At 42.7% G+C, this 21,769-nt stretch carries 20 protein-coding genes; 12 read left to right on the top strand and 8 right to left on the bottom strand.

Translation table 11 applies throughout. The features are described 5' to 3' along the window. Positions 1 to 2: 2 nt before the first annotated feature. The 3 genes from P2W73_RS16790 to P2W73_RS16780 all read left to right on the top strand — a co-directional run bounded on the left by P2W73_RS16790 (position 3) and on the right by P2W73_RS16780 (position 2,804). The gene (locus tag P2W73_RS16790; protein ID WP_276503239.1) at positions 3 to 662 is read left to right on the top strand and encodes a hypothetical protein; all 660 of its coding nucleotides are present in this window, start codon (positions 3 to 5) and stop codon (positions 660 to 662) included. Positions 663 to 729: 67 nt separating this feature from the next. Then, on the top strand, positions 730 to 1,650 hold the full coding sequence (locus tag P2W73_RS16785) for a LytR/AlgR family response regulator transcription factor (RefSeq protein ID WP_276503238.1): 921 nt from the start codon (positions 730 to 732) through the stop codon (positions 1,648 to 1,650). Between the two features lie 131 nt (positions 1,651 to 1,781). Next, complete coding sequence (locus P2W73_RS16780) at positions 1,782 to 2,804, top strand: phosphotriesterase family protein (RefSeq protein ID WP_276503237.1); 1,023 nt, start codon at positions 1,782 to 1,784, stop codon at positions 2,802 to 2,804. Positions 2,805 to 2,951: 147 nt separating this feature from the next. Here the strand turns inward: P2W73_RS16780 and P2W73_RS16775 are convergent, their stop codons facing one another. From P2W73_RS16775 to P2W73_RS16765, 3 genes are all read right to left on the bottom strand, one after another. Continuing rightward, positions 2,952 to 4,316 carry a Gfo/Idh/MocA family protein gene (locus P2W73_RS16775; protein WP_276503236.1) on the bottom strand — a complete coding sequence of 455 codons (1,365 nt, stop codon included), beginning with the start codon at positions 4,314 to 4,316 and terminating at the stop codon, positions 2,952 to 2,954. 127 nt (positions 4,317 to 4,443) lie between these two features. Continuing rightward, positions 4,444 to 4,857, bottom strand: a complete 414-nt coding sequence (gene yiaA / locus P2W73_RS16770; RefSeq protein WP_276503235.1) for an inner membrane protein YiaA — start codon at positions 4,855 to 4,857, stop codon at positions 4,444 to 4,446. A gap of 80 nt (positions 4,858 to 4,937) precedes the next feature. Then, positions 4,938 to 5,501, bottom strand: coding sequence for a Crp/Fnr family transcriptional regulator (locus P2W73_RS16765; protein WP_276503234.1), 564 nt, complete (start codon positions 5,499 to 5,501; stop codon positions 4,938 to 4,940). A gap of 302 nt (positions 5,502 to 5,803) precedes the next feature. Between P2W73_RS16765 and P2W73_RS16760 the strand changes: the two genes are divergently transcribed. Beyond that, complete coding sequence (locus tag P2W73_RS16760; protein WP_276503233.1) at positions 5,804 to 6,127, top strand: carboxypeptidase regulatory-like domain-containing protein; 324 nt, start codon at positions 5,804 to 5,806, stop codon at positions 6,125 to 6,127. Between the two features lie 176 nt (positions 6,128 to 6,303). On the opposite strand, the gene dnaG is transcribed toward P2W73_RS16760, so the two are convergent. Continuing rightward, the gene (gene dnaG / locus P2W73_RS16755) at positions 6,304 to 8,337 is read right to left on the bottom strand and encodes a DNA primase (protein WP_276503232.1); all 2,034 of its coding nucleotides are present in this window, start codon (positions 8,335 to 8,337) and stop codon (positions 6,304 to 6,306) included. 190 nt (positions 8,338 to 8,527) lie between these two features. On the opposite strand from dnaG, the gene P2W73_RS16750 reads away from it, so the two are divergent. Together P2W73_RS16750 and fusA2 are read left to right on the top strand one after the other, a co-directional pair. Continuing rightward, on the top strand, positions 8,528 to 8,908 hold the full coding sequence (locus P2W73_RS16750; protein ID WP_276503231.1) for a hypothetical protein: 381 nt from the start codon (positions 8,528 to 8,530) through the stop codon (positions 8,906 to 8,908). A gap of 192 nt (positions 8,909 to 9,100) precedes the next feature. Next, on the top strand, positions 9,101 to 11,236 hold the full coding sequence (fusA2, locus tag P2W73_RS16745; RefSeq protein ID WP_276503230.1) for an elongation factor G2: 2,136 nt from the start codon (positions 9,101 to 9,103) through the stop codon (positions 11,234 to 11,236). Positions 11,237 to 11,289: 53 nt separating this feature from the next. Here fusA2 and P2W73_RS16740 read toward each other — a convergent pair whose 3' ends face one another. Then, positions 11,290 to 11,505 (bottom strand): type II toxin-antitoxin system HicB family antitoxin, encoded by a 216-nt coding sequence (locus P2W73_RS16740; RefSeq protein ID WP_276503229.1) that lies wholly within the window; start codon positions 11,503 to 11,505, stop codon positions 11,290 to 11,292. 324 nt (positions 11,506 to 11,829) lie between these two features. On the opposite strand from P2W73_RS16740, the gene P2W73_RS16735 reads away from it, so the two are divergent. The 4 genes from P2W73_RS16735 to P2W73_RS16720 all read left to right on the top strand — a co-directional run bounded on the left by P2W73_RS16735 (position 11,830) and on the right by P2W73_RS16720 (position 14,727). Then, positions 11,830 to 12,102, top strand: coding sequence for a MoaD/ThiS family protein (locus P2W73_RS16735; RefSeq protein ID WP_276503228.1), 273 nt, complete (start codon positions 11,830 to 11,832; stop codon positions 12,100 to 12,102). Positions 12,103 to 12,128: 26 nt separating this feature from the next. Then, positions 12,129 to 13,211, top strand: a complete 1,083-nt coding sequence (locus tag P2W73_RS16730; RefSeq protein ID WP_276503227.1) for a WD40/YVTN/BNR-like repeat-containing protein — start codon at positions 12,129 to 12,131, stop codon at positions 13,209 to 13,211. A gap of 157 nt (positions 13,212 to 13,368) precedes the next feature. Further along, on the top strand, positions 13,369 to 13,965 hold the full coding sequence (locus tag P2W73_RS16725) for an LVIVD repeat-containing protein (protein WP_276503226.1): 597 nt from the start codon (positions 13,369 to 13,371) through the stop codon (positions 13,963 to 13,965). Positions 13,966 to 13,974: 9 nt separating this feature from the next. Further along, positions 13,975 to 14,727, top strand: coding sequence for an LVIVD repeat-containing protein (locus P2W73_RS16720; protein WP_276503225.1), 753 nt, complete (start codon positions 13,975 to 13,977; stop codon positions 14,725 to 14,727). Positions 14,728 to 14,796: 69 nt separating this feature from the next. Here P2W73_RS16720 and P2W73_RS16715 read toward each other — a convergent pair whose 3' ends face one another. The 3 genes from P2W73_RS16715 to P2W73_RS16705 all read right to left on the bottom strand — a co-directional run bounded on the left by P2W73_RS16715 (position 14,797) and on the right by P2W73_RS16705 (position 18,276). Then, positions 14,797 to 15,468: a hypothetical protein gene (locus P2W73_RS16715; protein WP_276503224.1), complete on the bottom strand. Its 672-nt coding sequence runs from the start codon at positions 15,466 to 15,468 to the stop codon at positions 14,797 to 14,799. A gap of 27 nt (positions 15,469 to 15,495) precedes the next feature. Further along, entirely contained in the window at positions 15,496 to 15,951 is a 456-nt protein-coding gene (locus tag P2W73_RS16710) for a (2Fe-2S)-binding protein (protein WP_276503223.1), read from the bottom strand. Between the two features lie 153 nt (positions 15,952 to 16,104). Then, a complete protein-coding gene (locus P2W73_RS16705; protein ID WP_276503222.1) occupies positions 16,105 to 18,276 on the bottom strand; it encodes a xanthine dehydrogenase family protein molybdopterin-binding subunit in 2,172 nt (723 codons plus the stop codon). Positions 18,277 to 18,539: 263 nt separating this feature from the next. On the opposite strand from P2W73_RS16705, the gene fdhD reads away from it, so the two are divergent. Together fdhD and P2W73_RS16695 are read left to right on the top strand one after the other, a co-directional pair. After that, positions 18,540 to 19,376 (top strand): formate dehydrogenase accessory sulfurtransferase FdhD, encoded by an 837-nt coding sequence (fdhD, locus tag P2W73_RS16700; RefSeq protein WP_276503221.1) that lies wholly within the window; start codon positions 18,540 to 18,542, stop codon positions 19,374 to 19,376. A 6-nt stretch (positions 19,377 to 19,382) separates the two neighbouring features. Then, positions 19,383 to 21,695 (top strand): FdhF/YdeP family oxidoreductase, encoded by a 2,313-nt coding sequence (locus P2W73_RS16695; RefSeq protein WP_276503220.1) that lies wholly within the window; start codon positions 19,383 to 19,385, stop codon positions 21,693 to 21,695. Positions 21,696 to 21,769 lie beyond the last annotated feature (74 nt).

Here is a 21,769-nt window from a genome sequence, read left to right as displayed (position 1 = left end):
CAATGAAAAAAGTAACATTCATAATCATCATGGCGGTATTTTATCAAGGCAGTTGGGCGCAAACTAATTCGGCGACAGGCATCACAAAATTTGCGGCAGTTATGAAAGAAAACCTGCTCCGGTTAGATACAGCAGCACATCCGGCTACCTATGCCGTGCTTGCCAATAATTTTGAACGGGCAGCTGAAACAGCAAAAACTTTTTGGCAACCGTTTTATTATGCATCCCTCTGTCATGCGATCATGGCAATGGGTGTAAAAGAGAAAGATAAAATAGATCCGCTGGCTGCAAAAGCAGAAGCGCTGCTGGAAAAAGCGATTGTACTTAGCCCCGACAATTCCGAAATTTTAGCCCTGCAGGCGATGATCGTCAATACCAGGATCCTGGCTGATCCTATGGCGAGATGGAAAGACTATAGTGTGCAATCAACAGAATTATTGAAAAGATCACGGGAGCAAGACCCTGCTAATCCACGACCCTATCTTATCGAAGCAAGAACAAAACTATTTACACCCGGTGCGTTGGGTGGGGGTGCAGATGCGGCCAGGCCGGCTATCACCGAAGCATTAACCCGGTTTAAACAATTCAAGCCTGCCGATGACATGGCTCCGGTGTGGGGACAGGCGCAAGCGGAAAAACTATCACAGTCACTAAATAAATAGGTGTTGGCCCGGCTGATAATTAAAAATATTAGTTCGGCCGGGCTCAATATTTTTGTACAATCATTCTATGCATTTCTTTAACCAGCCATTTCCACATGCCAGCGATTTTAAAAGCCGGTTACTCACCGCCGCCGGGTTTGGGATTTTTATTTTTGTATTTCTCTTGATCTTTCGTCCGTTTGATATGGGTGAATTGCCCCTGGTAAAAATTATTACAAGCAGTTTAATTCTTGGGCTGGTCACGTTCCTTTGCATATTCGTAACCAACTACCTTATCGAAATTATTTTCCCGGGCATTTTTGCTGAAGAGAAATGGACGCTGGGAAAGCAAATGATGAATGTTGCATTCGTCGTGTTACTCGTAGGTACTGTCAATTACCTCTTGTTTCCGTTGTTGTTTAACATGAATACGGGTTGGTCCAATTTCTTTAAAGCGCAGGCCTTTACTTTTTCCATCGGCGTGTTTCCTATTATTATCTATACGCTCTTCCGGCAAAACCGGTGGCTGCACAGGTTTAAGCAGGAAGCTGCTTTGCTACAGCAAAAACTGGACGAAAAGAAAAAAGAGCCGCCTGCTATCAATACTTTGGTGAATTCAGCCATCACCATAACCAGTGATAACGAGAAGGAAAAACTAACGATTGAAGAAAGCCGGCTGGTTTATATCGAGTCGGCCAGCAATTATGTAAAAATCTATTTTGAGCACCAGCAAAAACTCTCGTTTACCATTCTGCGCACCACGATGAAAAAAGTTGAAGAACTACTTGGAGACAATGCTGGGATGTTTCGTTGTCACCGGGCTTTTATTGTTAATCTTGATAAAATAGAACAGGTGGAGGGAAATGCTCAAGGGTATAAGTTAAAATTAAACGGCACCGAAGAAAGAATCCCTGTTTCAAGAAATCTAAACAAAGAGTTTGCAGATCGCTTGCTCGCTATCCGAAGTGCCCTTCATATTTACCCGGCAGGGAATAATGCAGGGCCTTAACAATGGCCTTGACAATTACTGTAATTTTAGTAACGATGAATTCATTCTGCTTATATGTACGGCCAATAGCGGCTAAATGGAAGTAAATACTTTTTTGTAACGATCAGGCCAAATTTGAATAATCAATTGCTATGATCATCAATCGCAGAAAATTTATTACTCAAACAGCGGGTCTTGCTGCCGGTCCTTTATTTTTTTCGGATAATTTGTTGGAGGACAAGAAAAGATTAATGACGGTAAATGGCTGGATAACGACGGAGCAGCCAGGGTTTTCATTGACACATGAACATGTTTTAGTTGATTTTATCGGCGCCGGCAAAATTGATCCTTCCCGTTATAATGCAGAAGAAGTTTTCCAGGCGGCCTTGCCAAACCTTTTGGAATTAAAACAAAGGGGGTTCCAAACGATCATGGAATGCACCCCGGCTTATATTGGGCGTGATGTGAAATTATTAAAACGATTGGCCGATGCAAGCGGCATGTATATTCTTACCAATACCGGATACTATGGTGCTGCTGGCGAAAAATATTTGCCGGCTCATGCGTGGACTGAAACAGCGCAACAAATAGCGGCGAGGTGGATCAATGAATGGGATAATGGGATAGAGCAAGGCATCAAACCCGGGTTTATAAAATGCGGAGTAGATAAATATCCTTTGTCTGACGTGCAGGTAAAAATGATTGAAGCTGCTGCGATCACTCATTTGGCAACTGGTTTAACAATCGGTGTGCACAGTGGCAATGGTGAGGCGGCTATAGAAGAATTGAAGATTATTAATTCAAAAAGGGTTAGAGCAGACGCATGGATTTGGATACATGCACAAAATGAAAGTGACCGGAAAATACATATTCGTGCAGCCAAAGCGGGAGGCTGGATCTCTTATGATGGAGTAAATCCGGGAGCTATTTCACAGTGTGTAGATTTCTTAAAAGATATGAAAGAGCAACACCTGCTTCAACATGTTCTTTTATCGCACGACTCAGGTTGGTACCATGTGGGTGAGCCAGGCGGTGGAACTTATAATGATTACAATACTATTGCTGACAAACTGATCCCTGCATTATTGGAAAATGGATTTACACAAGAGGAAATACAACTTCTTTTTGTTGCTAACCCGGCAAGAGCATTTATTGTTGAAATAAGAAAGCAATAAGTGAGGAGCAAAGGGTAATATGAAGAAATCACACCGGACACAACGTGGTCAGATTCCGTTTTTAATACATTGTGTGCTTCGTGTATTCTTTGTGAACGTTGTGTTCCATTTTTATTTTCCCAACAATCCCCAAAATCCCGGTTCAGGCTACACATTCCCGTGCACAGGATGAACCCAGGGCGCCCTGTATTCTCTTTGCAAAAGTTTGGTCGCTTCTGTATCGCCGATGACTTCTTTTTTTACCGGATCATATCTCAATCCTCTGCCACCCAATTGCATTGAAATATTTGCGAGAATACAACTGGCTGTTGAAATATGTCCCTGTTCGATATCCGCTACCGGTTTTATTTTTTTATCAATGGCTTCCAAAAAATTCAACATGTGTAACCGGGTAGCTGGTGCGGCATTCAATTCTATTTTTGGCTCCTGCAGGTCTGCCGGATATTTTTCTTTTTCATACATGACGTCGCCATGTATTTTTTGTCCATCGCCTATGGGAACGAAATCGTATTTCATCGTACTACCCATCAGCGTGCCTTTTTCGCCATATATCTTAAATGCCCACGGATATTCAGGATCAGCAGGAGTGCCCCAACTGCGGTGTTGCCAGACACAATTCAGGTCATCGAATTCAAAAATGGCGGTTTGCGTATCAGCAATATTGCTTTTACCGGTTTTATCAACATATATGCCGCCGGTTGAACTGATTTGTTTGGGCCAGCCCAGGTCAAGCATCCAGCGTACCGCATCCAGCATGTGAACACACATATCACCCATGATGCCATTTCCATATTCCATAAAGGTGCGCCACCACCGGGTATGTGGTAATCCGTCAAAAGGGCGAAGTGGTGCCGGACCGGTCCACATTTCATAATCAAAAAAATCGGGTACTGACTGCACAGGTGGGTTGCCGTTGTTGCGCATATGATAGTAACAGCATATTTCGGCATGGGAAATTTTTCCAAGTAAACCGGCGTCAACAATTTTCTTTTTGGCTTCGAACAGGTGAGGGGTGCTTCTTCGCTGCATACCCACTTGTATCACCCGGTTGTATTTGCGGGCTGCTGCCAGCATAGCTTCGCCTTCCATCACGTCTACGCTGATGGGTTTTTGCACATACACATGTGCACCCGCTTTCAGCGCATCAATGGTTTGCACTGCATGCCAGTGATCGGGTGTGCCGATCAATACAATGTCGGGCTTTTGTTCGAATAACAATTGCCGGTAGTCACCATACAAAGCAGGTTTTTTTTTCGCGGCTTGTCGCTGGGTTACCATTTGCGCAGCTTCGGTCAACAGGGTTTTATCAACATCACACAGCGCTACAACATCTACTGGAGCTACCTGCATCAGGCGAAACAAGTCACTTTTACCATACCAGCCAGTGCCGATCAGCGCTACACGCCGCGGCGGCGCCGGATTAAAAATATCCAGTCCGTAACGGCCGATTGCAGCAAGGGCTAATGTTGCGGAAGTGTTTCGGATAAATTGACGTCGGTGCAGGGGCTTCATACAGGAATTATTTATTGAATCAATGTGCGCTGTTTTAAAGTTAACCCGCTTAACAAAACTTGCCAATAAAAAAGTGATGCGGATCGTCCGCATCACTGCATGTTGTTATTATACCTTGTCTACAGTTTTATGATTCACTATTTTGTCGTGCTTTCAGGTCCCTGGTATTTTTTTGTACTGCGATAGCTGCAAACAAGCTGAGAACAAAAGCCATGGCATAAAATCCCTTTTCACTTTTGGCTATATCGGCGTTCCAGAGACCGATTGTTAATAACACGATCGAAAGGAGAGTTGTAAACCAGGCGATGCCATAGTATAGGTTGGTAACCGGGATTCCTTCCATCTGATCTCTTACGGCTTTCTGAACGGAAATAGCTGAAAACAGGCCAAACATCAATACGGTGAAATAATAACCTTTTTCGTTGAGTTCCATTTCGGCATTCCAGAGACCGATCAAAAAAGCAATAACGCCAATAAATAATGCCAGCCAGGAGGCAGCCACAAAAGCGGCTGACGGTTGTTGGTTTTGTTTTTGTTCCATGATGGTTGTTTAAGTCAACGAATCTATTGTCCTCGTTGGGAATTTCTTTTGACAAAAATCAAAAACCGGTTCGGTGAATGTTAAATCCGGCTGCGTATCCGGCTCAATGTTTCCTGGCTGATACCAAGATAAGAGGCGATATATCCCAGGGGCACTCTTTCTAAAATATGCGGGGTTTGCTGCAGCAGGTTTTCGTATCGTTCAGTGGCGCTTTTAAAATGAGCATTCACAAATCTTTCTTCTAACCGGATATAATATTTTTCGTAAGCAATTCTTACCAGTCGTTCAATTTCATGGTAGCGGTTAAAAAGATTTGTCAGGGTGTCTTTGGAAATGCTCCATAAAATACTGCCCTCCAACAATTGAATATTTTCTACCGCAGGTTCCTGCGTAATGAAACTGTGAAAAGAGGTGACAAAATCTTTTTCAAAACCAAACCAATGCGTTATTTCTTTTCCATCCAGTGTATAATAACCTCGTAATGCACCTTGCTGCACAAAATATAAATGACGACAGACCTTTCCTTCCGTTACTAAAAATTCATTTTTACCTGACACCACTTCTTCAAAACAATCGTATAGTACATTTTGTGCTTCCGCACTCAACTCGTAATAGTTTTTGATATGTGTTAAAAGCTTTTCCATGTTATTGCTGCGGTTATTAACTAAAATTAAACTACAAAAAAATAGCTGACCAGTATTCTTAAAGCGTAAGTTTTTGAAAACTATGGTGTCACTTAAATGCTGCGACTTTGCTAGCTAAAATAGCATTAAGAATGCTAAGTCCAAATGATGTCATTCGTTGTAAAAAAATTAACAGTGTAATGATATGGCACAGTCATTGTTTAACAACTTGCTTTTTGATGCATTTGCTTAATTGGCAAATGATCTTTTTCAAAAACATTTATTCATTAACCTGGTTAATAACACTGTAAAAAAGGACATGTATGAAAAAACTAAAATTAGCAGTAGTAGCATTGGCAGTTTCATCTGGAGCACTTTTTTCTTTTGATGTATTGCAAAGCAATTCGATAAAAGGAACGGTGACGCCGGCCGATAAAGCGATCCGGGCATGGGCCATGTCGCCAACGGATACGCTAAATGCGGAAGTGAAGAATGGTGCATTTGAAATTAAAGATGTAAAGCCCGGTACCTATTCAGTAATCATTCAGGCCCAGGAGCCATATGCGAGCACCAGGAAAAAAGATGTAGTTGTAATAGCAGACAGCCTGGTGACAGATGTGGGTGAAATTGCGCTACAGCCTAAATAATAAGTTGCGATCAGTAACGCTGAACGCAAGGCGGGTCGCTAATCTTAGCGGCTCGCTTTTATTTAACTACTTAGTTATAAGAATAGTTTCGTTTATATCTTATATCATTTGTGTAAAAAGTATAAAGGAGAACGTTGATCGTTGAGGCAATTTTCGTTTAACCAGGGTGGTGCTACTTACTTAAGTATCACCGTCCCTAATTTCTTTGTAAGATCGATCTCCATTCCCTTTAAATGAATATGGGTTTGATGAAGCATTTCATACTCTTCTGCAGTGTGAGGTTTTTCGAGGTCAAGCTGGTTTTCGAGCAACATACGTTTTACTTTTCTGAGCTTTAGATAATTAACCACAGACTCTACTTCTTCATTGGTTTTGTCCTCGTCTATTTTTAGAAATCCCATTAGCTGCTTGTCATTGCCTTTGGCTATGGTGCGCATAAAGTCTTCATAGCTCTGTTCAAACAATTGTTTTTGAAAGCCACTGTCCTGGCTGAATTCGGACCGCCAGCGTTCACTTTCTTCATAAGGAAAATTGAGCAACGAGACAGCGAAAGTGCTGAGCTTCGTATCGGGGTGATAAACAAAATAGCTTTTGTTTGGTTCTGTCACTCCTTTTTGCAGCAGGTCCTTAAAAGTCGCCAGCAATATCAACACATCTTTGTTATCAATCAGGCTTTCATCCATCATTTCATCAAAGATGTATTCGGCCACAAGCGTTGTGTCGTTCCATTTTTTGATGCCATATTCTAATAGAATCCTGGCGAGTTCTCTTTCCTGCAATTCATCTTTGAACAGCAAATTGAAAGTAGCGTCGTCATAATTGGTTTGTTCAGCTTGCCTGGCATTCTCTTCATGTTTTTTTGCCTCTTCGAAGGGTAATTTTCTTTCCTGGGTGGCGATACGGTCGCGGATGAATCTATTGACGAGTGAATGCAAACCTGCCTCATCAATCTTTAAGATTTCTGCGCATTGTTTTATGTAATCTTGTTGCTTGGTAAAATCTTCTGCTTTATTAATTCGGGCTATGGTCTCTGCCATTTTGCTGACCACCTCAGCTTTTTTTACTGAGTCATTACCCGCATCTTTCAACGCAACTTCCAGTTGGAAGAGGACAAAATCTTTTTTGTTGCGCTGCACAAATTGTGCAAAGGCAGAAGCTCCCACTTTGTTTACATAACTGTCAGGGTCTTCTTTATCGGGAATCAATACCAGTTTTACATTCAGCCCTTCTTCCAATGCAAGATCCAACCCCCGCAGGGCTGCTTTTACACCGGCAGCATCGCCGTCATAAACAATGGTGAGATTATTGGTGTATTTTTTTACTAAACGAAGCTGGTCGGGTGTTAAAGCTGTACCACCGGAGGCGACAACATTTTCAATACCTGCCTGGTGCAGTGATATAACATCCGTATATCCTTCCACCAACAAACATTCATCGGTTTTGTCGATAGCTTGCCTTGCCTGGTAAGAACCATATAAAATCTTACTTTTTACATAAATCTCATTTTCGGGAGTATTAATGTATTTGGGAGCTTTATCATTGCTTTTTAAGATCCTGGCGCCAAATCCTAAAACCTTACCGCTATGATTATGGATCGGGAAAATAACCCGGCCGCGATAATTGTCAGCCAATTGTTCATTGCGTAAAACAACCAGGCCGGTTTTTAATAATAAGTCTGTATTGAACTGTTTGGAAATCGCTTCTCTCGCAAAAGCATCCCGTCGTTCAGGCGAATAGCCCAATTGAAATTTGCGAATGATCTCTTCTCTAAAACCTCTTTCTTTCAAGTAGCTTAACCCGATATCCTGGCCTTCGTCCGTTTCAAACAGCGTTTTGGAAAAAAACTGTTGGGCAAAATTGTTGATAATAAAAAGGCTTTCGGCAGACTGCTGTTGTTGGCGCTGTTCGTCTGTGGCAAAAGTCTCTTCAATTTCGATATCATATTTTTTTGCCAGCCATTTCAGTGCGTCTACATAGCTATACTTTTCATGCTCCATGATGAAGCTGATCGAATTGCCGCTTTTGCCACATCCAAAGCATTTGTAAATTTCTTTGCTGGGCGATACGGTAAACGAAGGAGTTTTTTCATTGTGAAATGGACAAAGCCCGAGGTAGCTGGCTCCGCGTTTCTTCAATTTTACAAATTCTCCCACCACATCAAGGATGTCTATTCTGCTGAGAATCTGTTGTATAGTGTTTTGAGAGATCATACAGGACTGCAAATATATATTGTTACTGGTTGCGGCCGGCCGGCAATCGGTAACCGGTGATCAATGGCATGTTGGGTAAAAAAATTGCTGGCTCAAACCAAAAAAGAGTTTTAATTTACATATACCATCCAGCACCCCGGGGAAAGAATTGAGTAACGCCATATTTATTCACTTTTAAATTTAAAATCCCATGGTTCAGGTAGAAACTTCACAGCTCACAGGAGAGTGTAACGCCTGGAGAGAAAAACTTCGTCAATACCGCGACGAATTTTCAAAAAACAAATCAAAACTCCAGGATGCCGCCAGCCGAACACTCTCCAAAGATCAACTCCAGGACGTCGAACATCTCCACAACCAATTTCACATTCAGCTTATCAACATTCACGATCTTAAACATGCCATAAAAACACATGAACAAAAGATGAATTATGAGATGAACGTCAACAATGGAAAATTGAATGGAGAAACAATGGCGGAGCATGAAAATTTATTAGACCAGTATCAAAGCCTCGAGCTCACTTTGCAGGATCTTCGCGACGAGTTTGACGATTTTCTCAACCGAACGTCGTAAGAAAAGTTCTAAAGTTTGCAAGTTCAATAATTCACAAGTTTGCTTATGCTTGTGACCAGCCTCACGCATGGAAAAGATCTGTTGACGATACTGTTTTAGCATACCGATTCGAAATGGAACTTGTGAACACGTATAACAAGTATAATAATTGAACAGGTAAACATTCGGATTCATCTTTAAAACATTTTCGCCATGCCAGAGTTTGATACCTCACATGTAAAAAATATTGTCTTGCTGGGCCATGCCGGCTCCGGGAAGACGAGCTTAGCGGAGTGCATGTTGTACGAAGCTGAGCTCATAACCCGCCGGGGAAATATAAACGATAAAAATACTACAGGAGATTACCACGAACTTGAACAGGAACGTGGTAATTCTATTTTTAGCAAGCTCCTTCATACCAAATGGAGGGGTTATAAGATCAATATCCTCGATACTCCCGGCTATGATGATTTTGTAGGAGAAGTTATTTCTGCATTACGTGTTGCCGATACCGGCGTGATGCTTTTAAATGCCGTGATGGGAGTTGAAGTAGGCACCGATATCATCTGGGAATACACCGAGAAGTTTAAGACGCCGATGATTTTCGCCGTCAATAAACTCGATGATGACGATGCCGACTTTGACAAAACCGTCAGGGAAGCAAAAGCACATTTTGGCAACAAAGTAGTAGTAGTGCAATACCCGCGGCAATCAGGATCCGGCTTTCATGAAATCATCGATGTGTTGCGGATGACGATGTATAAATTTAAAGATGCAGGAGGCAAACCTGAAAAATTGTCTATACCTGACGAAGAAAAAGCAAAGGCTGATGAATTACATAAAGAACTGATTGAAGCCATAGCCAGCAATGATGAAACATTGATGGAAAAGTATTTTGATAAAGGCGAATTGGATGAAGATGAAATGAAAATGGGACTGAAGAAAGCCATGATCAGTCATGATATCTTTCCTTTGTTCTGTTTATCGGCGGAAAGGAATATGGGTAGCGGTCGCCTGATGGGCTTTATCGACAATGTTTGCCCCAGCGCCAATGAAATGCCACCGCAAACAACAAAGAAAGGAGAGAAGCTGGCTTGTGACGCCAGCGGGCCTCCCTGCCTATTCATTTACAAAACTGTTTCTGAGCCGCATGTGGGAGAGCTGTCTTTTTTCAAAGTGTATTCAGGCACGATTAAAACAGGGATGGAGCTGGAAAATGAATCAACCGGGGTGACAGAAAAAATAACCCAGTTGTTTTTAGTAGAAGGGAATAAGCGGACCAATGTGAATGAACTGGTGGCTGGCGATATTGGCGCTACTTTAAAACTAAAAAATACACATGTTAACAATACCCTGCATTCGAGAAGCAGGAACTATGAATTGCCTCCTATTGAATTTCCTCCGCCAAATATGACGGTGGCTATTGAGACACTGAAGAAAGGTGAAGAGGAAAAGTTGTCACAAGCCATGCACCAGCTGCGGGAAGAGGATCCTACTTTGTTGGTAGAAGTTTCACCTGAGTTAAAACAAACACTAATCCATTGCCAGGGTGATATGCACCTGGCAGTTGCAAAGTGGAAGATCGAACATAATCACAAGCTGGAAGTGAAGTTTGTAAAACCAAGGATCGCTTACAGGGAAACGATTCGTAAAATGGCCGATGCCAGCTATCGCCATAAAAAGCAAAGTGGCGGGGCCGGTCAGTTTGGTGAAGTATTTTTGCGCATTGAGCCCTGGCATGAGGGTATGCCCGAACCAAAAGACCTGACTGTAAGAGGCCGGGATACGTATGACCTGGATTGGGGAGGTAAATTAGTTTTCTACAATTGTATTGTGGGTGGTGCGATTGATGCAAGATTTTTACCCTCGATTTTAAAAGGAGTGATGGAGAAGATGCAGAATGGTCCATTGACGGGTTCTTATGCCCGTGACATCCGTGTTAGTGTATATGATGGCAAAATGCACCCTGTTGACAGCAATGATATCTCTTTTAAAATTGCAGGCTTGCAGGCATTCCGTCATGCATTTCAACAGGCCGATCCACAGGTGCTGGAGCCCATCTACCGGGTGGAAGTATTATGCCCCGATGATCTTACCGGCGCTGTTATGGGAGATTTGCAAAGCCGCCGTGCCATAGTGGAAGGCATCGATAGCGAAGGACATTTTCAAAAAGTAATAGCAAGAGTACCGCTGGCGGAAATGGAAGGTTATTCTTCCTCATTACGTTCTATTACGCAGGGAAGAGCCAAATTCAAAATGCGCTTTGATGCATATGAACCGGTGCCATTTGATATTCAACGCCGGTTAATTGATGAATATAGTAAGACGGCGAAAGAAGAATTGGTTTGATCTTTTTTTATACTGAAACCGGTCATTGAAAAGGTGGCCGGTTTTATAGTCTCTTAAACTGTAAACACCATCATTTCACTCTCCGCCGTGGCTTTTGGTATCCTAATATTTTCTTCTTTTAAGCCTTCAAGATGAAATTGAATGGCATCAAAAATATTCTTTTCAACGAGAGCTTTTGTTTTGCCTGTAGCAATAACGCCAGGAAGATCCGGCACATAGGCCGAATATCCAGTTTTTGTTTTTTCGTAAACCACAAGGTACTTTCTCATCTCTTATCAATTTGAGCTTGTTTAAAAATGCTGTTCAATGTGCCGGGAGCGATAACTTCCCGGGCTTTCATGGTCGAATTTACTAAATATAATTAAGCGATAATAAATGCGCAAGTATTGTAATATGCCAGGCAGGCACAACACGGTGAAGAAGTGATGTAGGGCATTTCTAAAAATCCAGGCTTCGCAAATGCCCCCTTAATTTGTCGCATTTTAAGTCTCACAATTATATAAATTCATAGGAACTTTGTTTCAGACAGAAATTTATTATAGGCCCGTGTAGTTGTAATTTTAGTGTGGCGGTAACCACAATATTTTTTAGTAATGCCAACCGTTAAATTCACGTATGCACTTAATCGTTTTTTTTCGGGGTTGAAAGATACCCCGGCGACAGGTGCTACCTTAAAGGAAGTGTTGAAAGAAATGGATGGTAATTATCCCGGTATCCGCAATTATATTTTGGATGAACAAGGGAGCCTGCGCAGGCATGTTAACATTTTTATCGATGGCAGGTTGATCAACGACCGGGTAGCGCTTAGCGACCATTTTACCGAGAAAAGTGAAATTTATATCATACAGGCTTTGTCGGGTGGATAATTTCAACAATCAACAACTAATTTTTTATGCAATCAACAATGCTGCTTGGAACCCGCAAGGGTCTTATCGCTTACCAGTTTAAAAATAACCGCTGGTCGGTTGAGAATCTTTCCTTTGAAGGAGCTCCGGTATCCATTGCCTATGCCGATCCCAGGACAGGCACCTGGTGGGCAAGCCTCGATTACGGCCATTGGGGGGTAAAGCTTCACCGCTCAGGTGACAGGGGCAAAACATGGGAGGAAATTACAGCGCCTGCTTATCCTGAAGGCGAAGAAGTTAAAGACGGGGTGCCCGCTGCTACCCGTTATATCTGGGCGATGGCGCATGGCGGCAAAAAAAATCCTTCACGGTTATGGATAGGCACGGACCCCGGCGGTTTGTTTGTAAGCGAAGACACTGGCAACAGTTTTCAACTGGTTGAATCATTATGGAAACATCCAACCCGCAAAGAAGGATGGTTTGGCGGTGGCCGTGACCAACCGGGCATTCACTCCATTGTAGTTGATCCCAGGGATGAAAATCGTATTCATATTGGTATTAGCTGTGCCGGTGTCTTTGAGACAACCGATGCAGGAAAAACATGGGCAATAAGAAATAAAGGCATGCGGGCTGATTTTCTTCCCGATCCTAATGCTGAAACCGGATATGATCCGCATATATTGGTGGCAGCTCCAACCAATCCTGATGTGCTGTGGCAGCAAAATCATTGTGGTATTTTTCGGTCTACCGATGGTGCAAAAAATTGGATCGATATTGGACAACCCGAAGGACCTGCAAGATTTGGATTTGCCATGGCAGTGGCCGATGACAATCCCGACCAGGCTTGGGTGGCGCCAGCCAAAAGCGACGAGATAAGAGCTGCGATCAAAGGAGCTTTATGTATTTGCCGCACCGATGACGGTGGCAAGACCTGGAAGGATTTTAGAAAAGGATTACCACAGGAAAATTGTTTTGATATTGTGTATCGTCACGCATTGGCCACATCCGGCGATGCGGTTGCATTTGGCACTACTACGGGTAATTTATTTTTCTCTCCTGATCGTGGGGAGAACTGGCAGGCGATAAATAATTATCTGCCGATGGTGCATTCGGTGCAGTTTGTGGAGTAAGATTGAATGGTTTTAAATGATAAAGACTTTCGTATACTTAACGCTCTTGACTGATACTTATGAAAACATCGAAGCGCATCAAAAAAATTTTCGACCGCTCATTTAGGCTACTTAAGAAATAATGCAGCGCTTCTGATATTATCGTTGTCATGGTGCTATGAGAAAATTTTCAATATTTCTATTGCCAGGTATTTTATTGTTATCATCCTGTTGGGATTTTACGAATCACAGAATACCTGAACCTCCAATAATTCCTCCTAAAAAAGTATGGGGCTATAAACCGGTATTTTCTCTCGATTCATCTATTTTGAAAATTGCGACTGTTGCCCCACAACCGGTAAGATTTCCCGGAAAAATATATGTAAAGGGCAACCTGATCTTTCAAAATGATCTCGGCAGCGGTGTACATGTTATAGATAATTCAAATCCTTCCGCTCCGGCGCCGACAGGTTTTATTAAGATATTAGGAAATTCTGAGATATCCATCAAAGGAAATATGTTGTATGCTAACTCATTTACTGATCTGGTTGTAGTGGATGTAAGTGACTGGCAAGCTGTGAGGGAAGTGAAAAGAATAAAAGAAGCTTTTCACCAGGGTGCACAGGCAGGAGGTTATCCTGCGCATAACTTTATACCCCTGCCTGAGCATGGAGTATATTATGATTGTCCCTGGCAATATGCAAATGGGCTTGCACATGTCCAGACCGGGTGGACCTGTGACTCAGTGTATGACAATACTTGTTATTATCCCTAAAAAAATTATATGCGCCTAGTAAAAAAGATAATTAGTTCAGGACTGTTCTTATTGTTGATTACCATTAGCTGCACTAAGGACGGAAGTAAATCTGCTGATGCGCCTGGTACGGGAACAGGAGGATCATTGGCAAGGTTTACTATTGCGGCCAATCATCTTTACCTCGCCGATTATAACAGCATCGAAGTATATGATCTTACTGATGCGGCTAACCCGGTTAAAAAAACGTCCGTGAATGTTGGTGGCTGGGGTATAGAGACTATTTATCCCTACATGGATAAATTATTTATCGGTTCCCGTGATGGAATGTTCATATATTCAATTACCGATCCATCTCATCCTGTAAAATTTGGTGAAGCTCGTCATGTACGCAGTTGCGATCCTGTAGTAGCGAATGATTCTATTGCTTATGTTACGCTGCAAGGTGGCTCCCCCTGCGGGCCTGCACAAGATGGTTTGTATATTTATGACATAAAAAATGTTACCGCTCCTGTTCAAAAAAGTTTGTTTCCAATTTCTACTCCTTTTGGCCTGGGATTAAAGGATTCCGTAGTCTTTGTTTGTCGTGGGGGCTCAGGGCTTTCGTTAGTGAACGTAAAAAGGCCTTCTTCGCCTGAATTAATGTACACTGTTACTGACGGAAATTTCAAAGACGTGATTCCTTACGATAATTTACTGATTTGTTATGTAAGTACAGGATTATTGATATATGATATCAGTGACTTGAAGCAGATAAAGAAAATAGGAACTGTTGATTATTAAGGTCACGGTTGTTCAAAGGGTTTATTTTTTAGAAACAGCTGTTATTAACGAACATAGAAATGTTTTTACTTATTTCGGCACCACAGCGCCTTTATCAATCCATTCTTTCACTTTTGCAACAAACTCTTCGTGGCTAAGTGGTGGCGGCGTGCCATAAGTCCAGCTATTTAATACCAGTGGCTCATGCTCCACATGATGAAGCATATCTTTTTTAAAATCTTTAAAGCCGGTAAAATTATTGTCTTTGAAATGAGCAGCTAATTGTGCCGGTGTTTTTCCTTCGAAAACCATTTTCCTGTTGGCCGGCGGTAAATGCCAGAGTGCATGACCGGGCGGCATGTGTTGCCCCGGCACATGTTCTGATTGATGACAATTAGAGCATTTCATTGCATACAATCCTTTGCCGTCAGGGCCTCTTGTTACATTTTGTGCATGAATATGGCTGTCGTCACCTTGTAAAGGCGCATCAGCTTTGGGATGACAGTTCATACAACGAGGATGCATAAAGACTTTATAAGCTTCATTGAATGCAGCAGCAGATTCCTGTTCTCTTTTTATTTCAGCGTCAGTTTTGTCAACGGGCTTAATTGATTTTGCTTTTGTATCATTTGCAGGTGGAATCTTATTTGCAGCAGATGTTATTGTTTTATTCTTTAATGGTTGTGCAATGGCAACTGTAAAACCCGATAACAACAGGATGTATAAAACATGCCTGAATCCGAAACGAAAATTCTTTTGCATAAAAATTTCTTTTGGAGTTGAGAATGCTTACTTCATAGCGGCTGCCCTGTGAATGGCTTTTCTTACCCGCTGATAAGTACCGCAGCGGCAAATATTACCTGACATGGCCAAATCAATATCATTATCACTTGGGTTGGGTTTGGCTTTTAATAAAACTGCTGCGGCCATTAGTTGCCCACTTTGGCAATAACCACATTGTGGCACATCTTCTTCGATCCAGGCTTTTTGAAGTCTCTTGCCAATGGGATCGTTAGCCAATGCTTCAATAGTTTTTATTTCCTGGCCTTCGGCTCTTTTAACGGGTGTAATGCATGAACGGATTGCATCACCATTTAAATGAACCATGCAGGCGCCGCATTGCGCAGCACCACAGCCAAACTTTGTTCCGGTAAGCTCTAATGTATCTCTTAACACCCATAAGATGGGCGTGGAAGGATCTGCATCCACATTGTATTCTTTACCGTTTACTTTTAAGCTTATCATGAGTAGTTTCTTTTAGTTTTTGTCGAATAGAATTACAGAACCTGCCTGCCGGCAGGCAGGCGATGAATGGAGCGACGTCCCGCAATGCTGCGGGATTTCGCTGCGCTCAACAACAAAAGCTGATAGTAGTACTGTCGCTGGCCTCATAAAAAATCAAACTTTCTTTTTAAGATCATCAGGCTGAAGCGGAAGTTTTCTCACTCGTTTTCCTGTTAATGTAAACAATGCATTCATCACAGCCGGTGCAACAGGCGGAACTCCGGGCTCACCAACGCCGCCCATTTTTTCTTTGCTGTCCATGATGTGCACTTCTACCACAGGCATCTCATTCATACGAACCATACGATAGTCATGAAAATTGCCTTGTTTCACTCTGCCATTTTCAAAACTTATTTCGCCGTACAACGCAGCGGTAAGACCAAACACAACGCAACCTTCCATCTGCGCTTTGATTGTATCAGGGTTTACCACCTGTCCGCAATCAACAGCAACGGTTACTTTATGCACTTTCAAATTATTTTTTGCTATGGAAACTTCTGCTACCATCGCCACCACGCTACCGAATGATTCGTGCACGGCAATTCCTTTTCCTCTGCCCGCAGGCAATGGATTTTTCCATCCGGCTTTCTGCGCAACATATTCCAGCACTTTTTTCTGTCGGGGATGTTTATCCATCAGCATGCGCCGATATTCGAACGGATCTTTGCCGGCAGCCTTTGCTAATTCATCAATAAAACATTCCACTGCAAACGCAGTATGGGAGCTTCCCACCGAACGCCACCAAAGTGTAGGCACACCACCCGGCGCCATATTCCATTGGAGCAGGTGATTGGGAACATGATAAGGCAATTCATTTGCTCCTTCTACGGCCACTGCATCTACGCCATCTTTTATCATGAATGATTCAAAGGGCGTACCTACTATGAATGACTGGCAAACGATACTTTGTTTCCAATATAATGGCTTGCCTGCAGCATCAAGTCCTGCACTGATCGTATGATAGGCTCGCGGACGATAATAACCGCCGCGAATATCATCTTCTCTTGTCCATACAACTTTCACTGGTGACTTGATTGCTTTTGAAACCTGCACCGCTTCACTTACAAAATGTCCGTCAGGAACAGCACGACGACCAAAACCGCCACCCAATAAAGTAGTATGCACCTTTACCTGGTTTGGTTTTAACCCGGTAATAGCTGCAGCAGTCATTGCTTCTACGGTTTGAAATTGTGTGCCTACCCATATTTCACAACTATCTGCTTTTACATCTGCCACACAATTGAGTGGTTCCATGGGTGCATGAGCCAGGTAAGGCATATCATAAACCACATCAAGGTTTTTCACTACCTTACTCTTTACCGCAGCAACATCGCCTTCCTTTTTTGCAACAGCGCCGGTTTGTTTTGCGAGGTCTGCGTATTGTTGGGTTTGTGTTTTACTATCCAATGTTGACAACGGGCCTTCATCCCAAACAATTTCCAATGCTTCACGGCCAAGCTTTGCAGGCCAGAATCCATTTGCAACAACAGCAATACTCCGATCAATTTGCACAACATCTTTTACTCCGGGGATTGCCTTTGCTTTATCGGCATTAAAACTTTTTACTTTACCACCAAATACTGGCGGTCTTGCAATGACTGCTGTTAACAAGCCGGGAATTTTTACATCTAATCCAAAAATCCCTGAGCCGTCAATTTTTTCAGGAGTGTCAAGACGTTTTATGGGTTTACCAATGAACTTGAAATCTTTTGCCTCTTTTAGTTTTACTTCTTTTGGCGAAGTAATCGTTGCAGCTTTATCTACCAATTCACCATAAGATAGTTTGCGCCCGGTTGCATCATGAATAACAAATCCTTTTTCTGTACGGCATGTTGACGGATCAACATTCCATGTTTGTGCAGCGGCTGCAACTAATAAATGTCTGCCCGTTGCACCTGCATTGCGAAAACGATCCCATTCAACCCATGTACTGGTGCTGCCACCCGTACCCTGCATACCAAAACCCGGATGATTATAAACAGGATCAACAGGAGCTGCTTCAAATTTTACTTTGCTCCAGTCTGCATCCAGTTCATCGGCAATGATCATGGGCAAAGAGGTGTAGGCGCCTTGTCCCATTTCAGAGTGATTGACGATAACGGTAATGATATTGTCCTTACCAATGCGGACAAATGCATTTGGGGCAAAATTGGTAGGAGCCGGAATACCGGCATTTTTTATTCCTTTTCCAAAGGCGGGGAGATAAAAACTTAATAACAATCCGCCGCCAGCAGCAGCGCCGGTTTGAATGAATTTGCGACGACTGATGGTATTTGTGTCATTCATAGTTTCCTCCTTTATTTTTTGAGGCTTATGATAAATTATGGCAGCAACGTCAGGGTAGGAAGGAGATGGATGCTTGTAGCGCAGGTCCGATTCACTGTTTGAAGTTAGAACTATTTCTAATTAAAAAAATAGATCATTTCATAACGACAATTTGTTTCGGATAACATAGTAACGAAACATTTGCCCCCGTTCAGCTTAACAAATGGCTGTAACTTTATAACTGATTTTGTTGGATAAACAGTTCACCATTTAAAAGAGGAAAAATGGAACAACCTTTTATAACGAAAGCAAGAATTGTAAAGATCAATTTTGGCCAGGGAATGGATGCGGACGACCAACTGGCTGTGGAGGAGCCGTTGCAGATTGAATTGATCTATGGTCCGTCAGCAATGCGGCAACGAAAAAATATAACCGTAACTATGCGGACCCCGGGCCACGACCTTGAATTAGCGATCGGTTTTTTATTCACCGAAGGGATCATCACTAACAAGGAAGAAGTTTTGCGTGTTGAGCAGGATGACTCCGACGGTAATACGATAGCGGTGACACTAAAAGAAGATATTGATCCCGGGCTTAAAAAACTGGAACGGAGTTTTTTTACCAACTCCAGCTGCGGCGTTTGTGGTAAATCAGGAATTGACAGTATCAGGACAGTGTCTGCTTATACGGAGAAAACTGGCGACATCTTTTTGAGAGCTAATCTTTTTTATACCATTTATGAAAAGTTGAGAGTAGAGCAAACGATGTTTGACTGCACAGGCGGACTGCATGCTTCTGCTTTGTTTGATCAGCAGGGAAATTTTCTTTTGGTTCGGGAGGATGTGGGCCGCCATAATGCGTTGGATAAGGCGATTGGCGCCTGTTTGCTGAATGATCAACTGCCGCTTGATGACAATATCCTGCTATTAAGCGGAAGAGCAAGTTTTGAGTTGATACAAAAGGCAAATATGGCTGGTATCAGAATCGTAACAGCGGTGGGGGCTCCATCAAGCCTGGCGGTGGATTTAGCCCGGGAATGCGGTATTACATTGATTGGTTTTTTACGGGATGAACGATTTAATATTTATGCCGGTAAAGACCGCATCATTTTTAACAAGTAATGTTTCATGCAGGCAGACGATAATTTACATACATCAGCACCCGAAGAAAATCCCGGCAAGTTGACGGGATTAAAATTAGGACCGGTAAAAAAATCAGCGGCCGGTATACCAGCTGTGTTGTCGACATTTAAACACATAGCAGCGGAACCCGGCATTATACGTGGATGGAAGGCCCTGGCCAAAATGAACCAGAAAGATGGATTCGATTGCCCGAGTTGCGCCTGGCCCGATCCTGATGATGAAAGGAGGGGCCAGACCGAGTATTGTGAAAATGGGGCAAAGGCGATTGCGGAGGAAGCCACGTTGAAAAAACTGGATGCCAATTTTTTCGCTTCTCATTCTGTAAACGAGCTGGCTGCTTTGTCTGACCATGCTATTGGGAAAAAAGGACGTATAGGCCAACCCATGTTTTTACCCAAAGGCGCTACACATTATCAGCCGGTCAGTTGGGAAGATGCGTTTAATAAAATTGCCGTTCGCCTACATGAACTCGCTTCACCCAATGAAGCCATTTTTTACACTTCGGGCAGAACAAGTAACGAAGCGGCTTTTCTTTACCAATTATTTGTCCGCGAATTTGGAACCAACAACCTGCCGGATTGCAGCAACATGTGTCATGAAAGCAGTGGTGTAGCATTGACGGAAGCATTGGGCATTGGTAAAGGGTCCGTAAAACTGGAAGATTTTTATCATGCCGAAGTCATCATCATATTAGGGCAGAATCCTGGCACCAATCACCCGCGGATGCTGACTGCTTTGCAAAAAGCAAAGGCGAATGGCGCCATCATTATTTCAATTAATCCACTACCGGAAACAGGGTTGATGGGTTTCAATGATCCGCAACAACTGAAGGGATGGCTAGGGCAGGGAACCGGATTGACTGATCTCTTTCTGCAGGTAAGGATCAACGGCGATATGGCATTGTTGCAGGCCATCAATTTGCAACTCTTAGAGGAAGAACAGCAGGTGCCGGGAACGGTAGTTGATAAAGCATTTATAGAAAATAAGACTGAAGGATTCAGTGAATACATTGCGCATCTGCAAAAGCAGGATCTAAATGAGTTGAGCAGGATATGTGGTATCGACCCTGTTCAAATAAAGGAAGCGGCTACAATACTGAAAGACAAAAGCAGGATCATTGCCTGTTGGGCCATGGGTCTTACGCAGCATAAAAATGCCGTTGATACCATCAAAGAGATCGTCAATCTGTTATTGCTGAAAGGAAGCATTGGCAAAACAGGAGCAGGCACCTGCCCGGTACGAGGTCATAGTAATGTGCAGGGTGATCGCACCATGGGGATCTATGAAAAGCCTTCAGCAGCTTTTTTACAATCGTTAGAAAAGAATTTTGGATTCAGTCCACCCACTAGTCCCGGTTACGATACGGTAGAGTCAATCAAAGCCATGCAGGAAGGAAGAGCAACATTTTTTTTGGCGATGGGTGGTAATTTTCTTTCCGCTACACCTGATACAAAGTTTACAGCTGAAGCATTGCGAAAATGTAAACTCACGGTGCATGTTTCAACAAAGCTGAACCGCAGCCACCTGGTGCATGGTGAAGAAGCATTGATACTGCCGTGCCTTGGAAGAAGTGATAAAGACATACAGCAGAGTGAAGAACAATTTGTATCCTGCGAAAATTCGATGGGTATCATACAGTCATCCAGGGGAGTTTTAAAACCTGTTTCGGATGAGCTGCTAAGCGAACCTGCTATAGTTTGCAGGCTGGCAAAAGCTGTTTTGAAAAACAGCAGGGTTAACTGGGATAAATACTTTCAGCATTATGATCATATCCGTGATGATATAGAAAAAACGATTCCCGGTTTTGAAAACTATAACGAACGGATCAGGATCCCTGGTGGGTTTTATTTGCCCAATTGTAACCGGGATGGCAGTTTCAACACGCATTCACAAAAAGCGCATTTCAGTATTTCAACTGCTACGGCTATTGATCTTGCGGATGATGAACTAATGATGATGACCATTCGCAGTCATGACCAGTTCAATACCACTATCTATGGGTTGGATGATCGCTATCGGGGCATTTACAATGAGCGTCGGGTGATACTCATGAACCAGCTTGATATGAGCAAAAGAGGTTTAAAGAAAGAAGATGTTGTTGATCTGTATAATTATCATGATAGTGTTGAAAGAGTGGCCAGAAAATTTGTTGTGGTGCCATATGCCATCCCCCAAAGTTGTACAGCCACTTATTTTCCGGAAGCGAATGTATTGGTGCCGATCAACAGCGTAGCGGATAAAAGTAATACGCCGACGTCGAAGTTGGTGATAGTAAAAGTGAATAAATATAAATTGTAATGATCCGTTAAGCACGGTGTAGCGGTATAGGCGTTAAATGTATGCTTCACAAAATTCAGTGTAAGGGACGAAAA

Source organism: Terrimonas pollutisoli, from assembly GCF_029360765.1.
GTDB lineage: Bacteria > Bacteroidota > Bacteroidia > Chitinophagales > Chitinophagaceae > Terrimonas_B > Terrimonas_B pollutisoli.
The sequence above is the reverse complement of the archived record's forward strand: the minus strand, read 5'-3'. Positions and strand labels throughout refer to the sequence as shown.

Bases quoted from the DNA above. Each gene is read 5' to 3' on its own strand.
- P2W73_RS16790 (WP_276503239.1), top strand. From the start codon at position 3: ATGAAAAAAGTAACATTCATAATCATCATGGCGGTATTTTATCAAGGC.
- P2W73_RS16785 (WP_276503238.1), top strand. From the start codon at position 730: ATGCATTTCTTTAACCAGCCATTTCCACATGCCAGCGATTTTAAAAGC.
- P2W73_RS16780 (WP_276503237.1), top strand. From the start codon at position 1,782: ATGATCATCAATCGCAGAAAATTTATTACTCAAACAGCGGGTCTTGCT.
- P2W73_RS16775 (WP_276503236.1), bottom strand. From the start codon at position 4,316: ATGAAGCCCCTGCACCGACGTCAATTTATCCGAAACACTTCCGCAACA.
- yiaA (WP_276503235.1), bottom strand. From the start codon at position 4,857: ATGGAACAAAAACAAAACCAACAACCGTCAGCCGCTTTTGTGGCTGCC.
- P2W73_RS16765 (WP_276503234.1), bottom strand. From the start codon at position 5,501: ATGGAAAAGCTTTTAACACATATCAAAAACTATTACGAGTTGAGTGCG.
- P2W73_RS16760 (WP_276503233.1), top strand. From the start codon at position 5,804: ATGAAAAAACTAAAATTAGCAGTAGTAGCATTGGCAGTTTCATCTGGA.
- dnaG (WP_276503232.1), bottom strand. From the start codon at position 8,337: ATGATCTCTCAAAACACTATACAACAGATTCTCAGCAGAATAGACATC.
- P2W73_RS16750 (WP_276503231.1), top strand. From the start codon at position 8,528: ATGGTTCAGGTAGAAACTTCACAGCTCACAGGAGAGTGTAACGCCTGG.
- fusA2 (WP_276503230.1), top strand. From the start codon at position 9,101: ATGCCAGAGTTTGATACCTCACATGTAAAAAATATTGTCTTGCTGGGC.
- P2W73_RS16740 (WP_276503229.1), bottom strand. From the start codon at position 11,505: ATGAGAAAGTACCTTGTGGTTTACGAAAAAACAAAAACTGGATATTCG.
- P2W73_RS16735 (WP_276503228.1), top strand. From the start codon at position 11,830: ATGCCAACCGTTAAATTCACGTATGCACTTAATCGTTTTTTTTCGGGG.
- P2W73_RS16730 (WP_276503227.1), top strand. From the start codon at position 12,129: ATGCAATCAACAATGCTGCTTGGAACCCGCAAGGGTCTTATCGCTTAC.
- P2W73_RS16725 (WP_276503226.1), top strand. From the start codon at position 13,369: ATGAGAAAATTTTCAATATTTCTATTGCCAGGTATTTTATTGTTATCA.
- P2W73_RS16720 (WP_276503225.1), top strand. From the start codon at position 13,975: ATGCGCCTAGTAAAAAAGATAATTAGTTCAGGACTGTTCTTATTGTTG.
- P2W73_RS16715 (WP_276503224.1), bottom strand. From the start codon at position 15,468: ATGCAAAAGAATTTTCGTTTCGGATTCAGGCATGTTTTATACATCCTG.
- P2W73_RS16710 (WP_276503223.1), bottom strand. From the start codon at position 15,951: ATGATAAGCTTAAAAGTAAACGGTAAAGAATACAATGTGGATGCAGAT.
- P2W73_RS16705 (WP_276503222.1), bottom strand. From the start codon at position 18,276: ATGAATGACACAAATACCATCAGTCGTCGCAAATTCATTCAAACCGGC.
- fdhD (WP_276503221.1), top strand. From the start codon at position 18,540: ATGGAACAACCTTTTATAACGAAAGCAAGAATTGTAAAGATCAATTTT.
- P2W73_RS16695 (WP_276503220.1), top strand. From the start codon at position 19,383: ATGCAGGCAGACGATAATTTACATACATCAGCACCCGAAGAAAATCCC.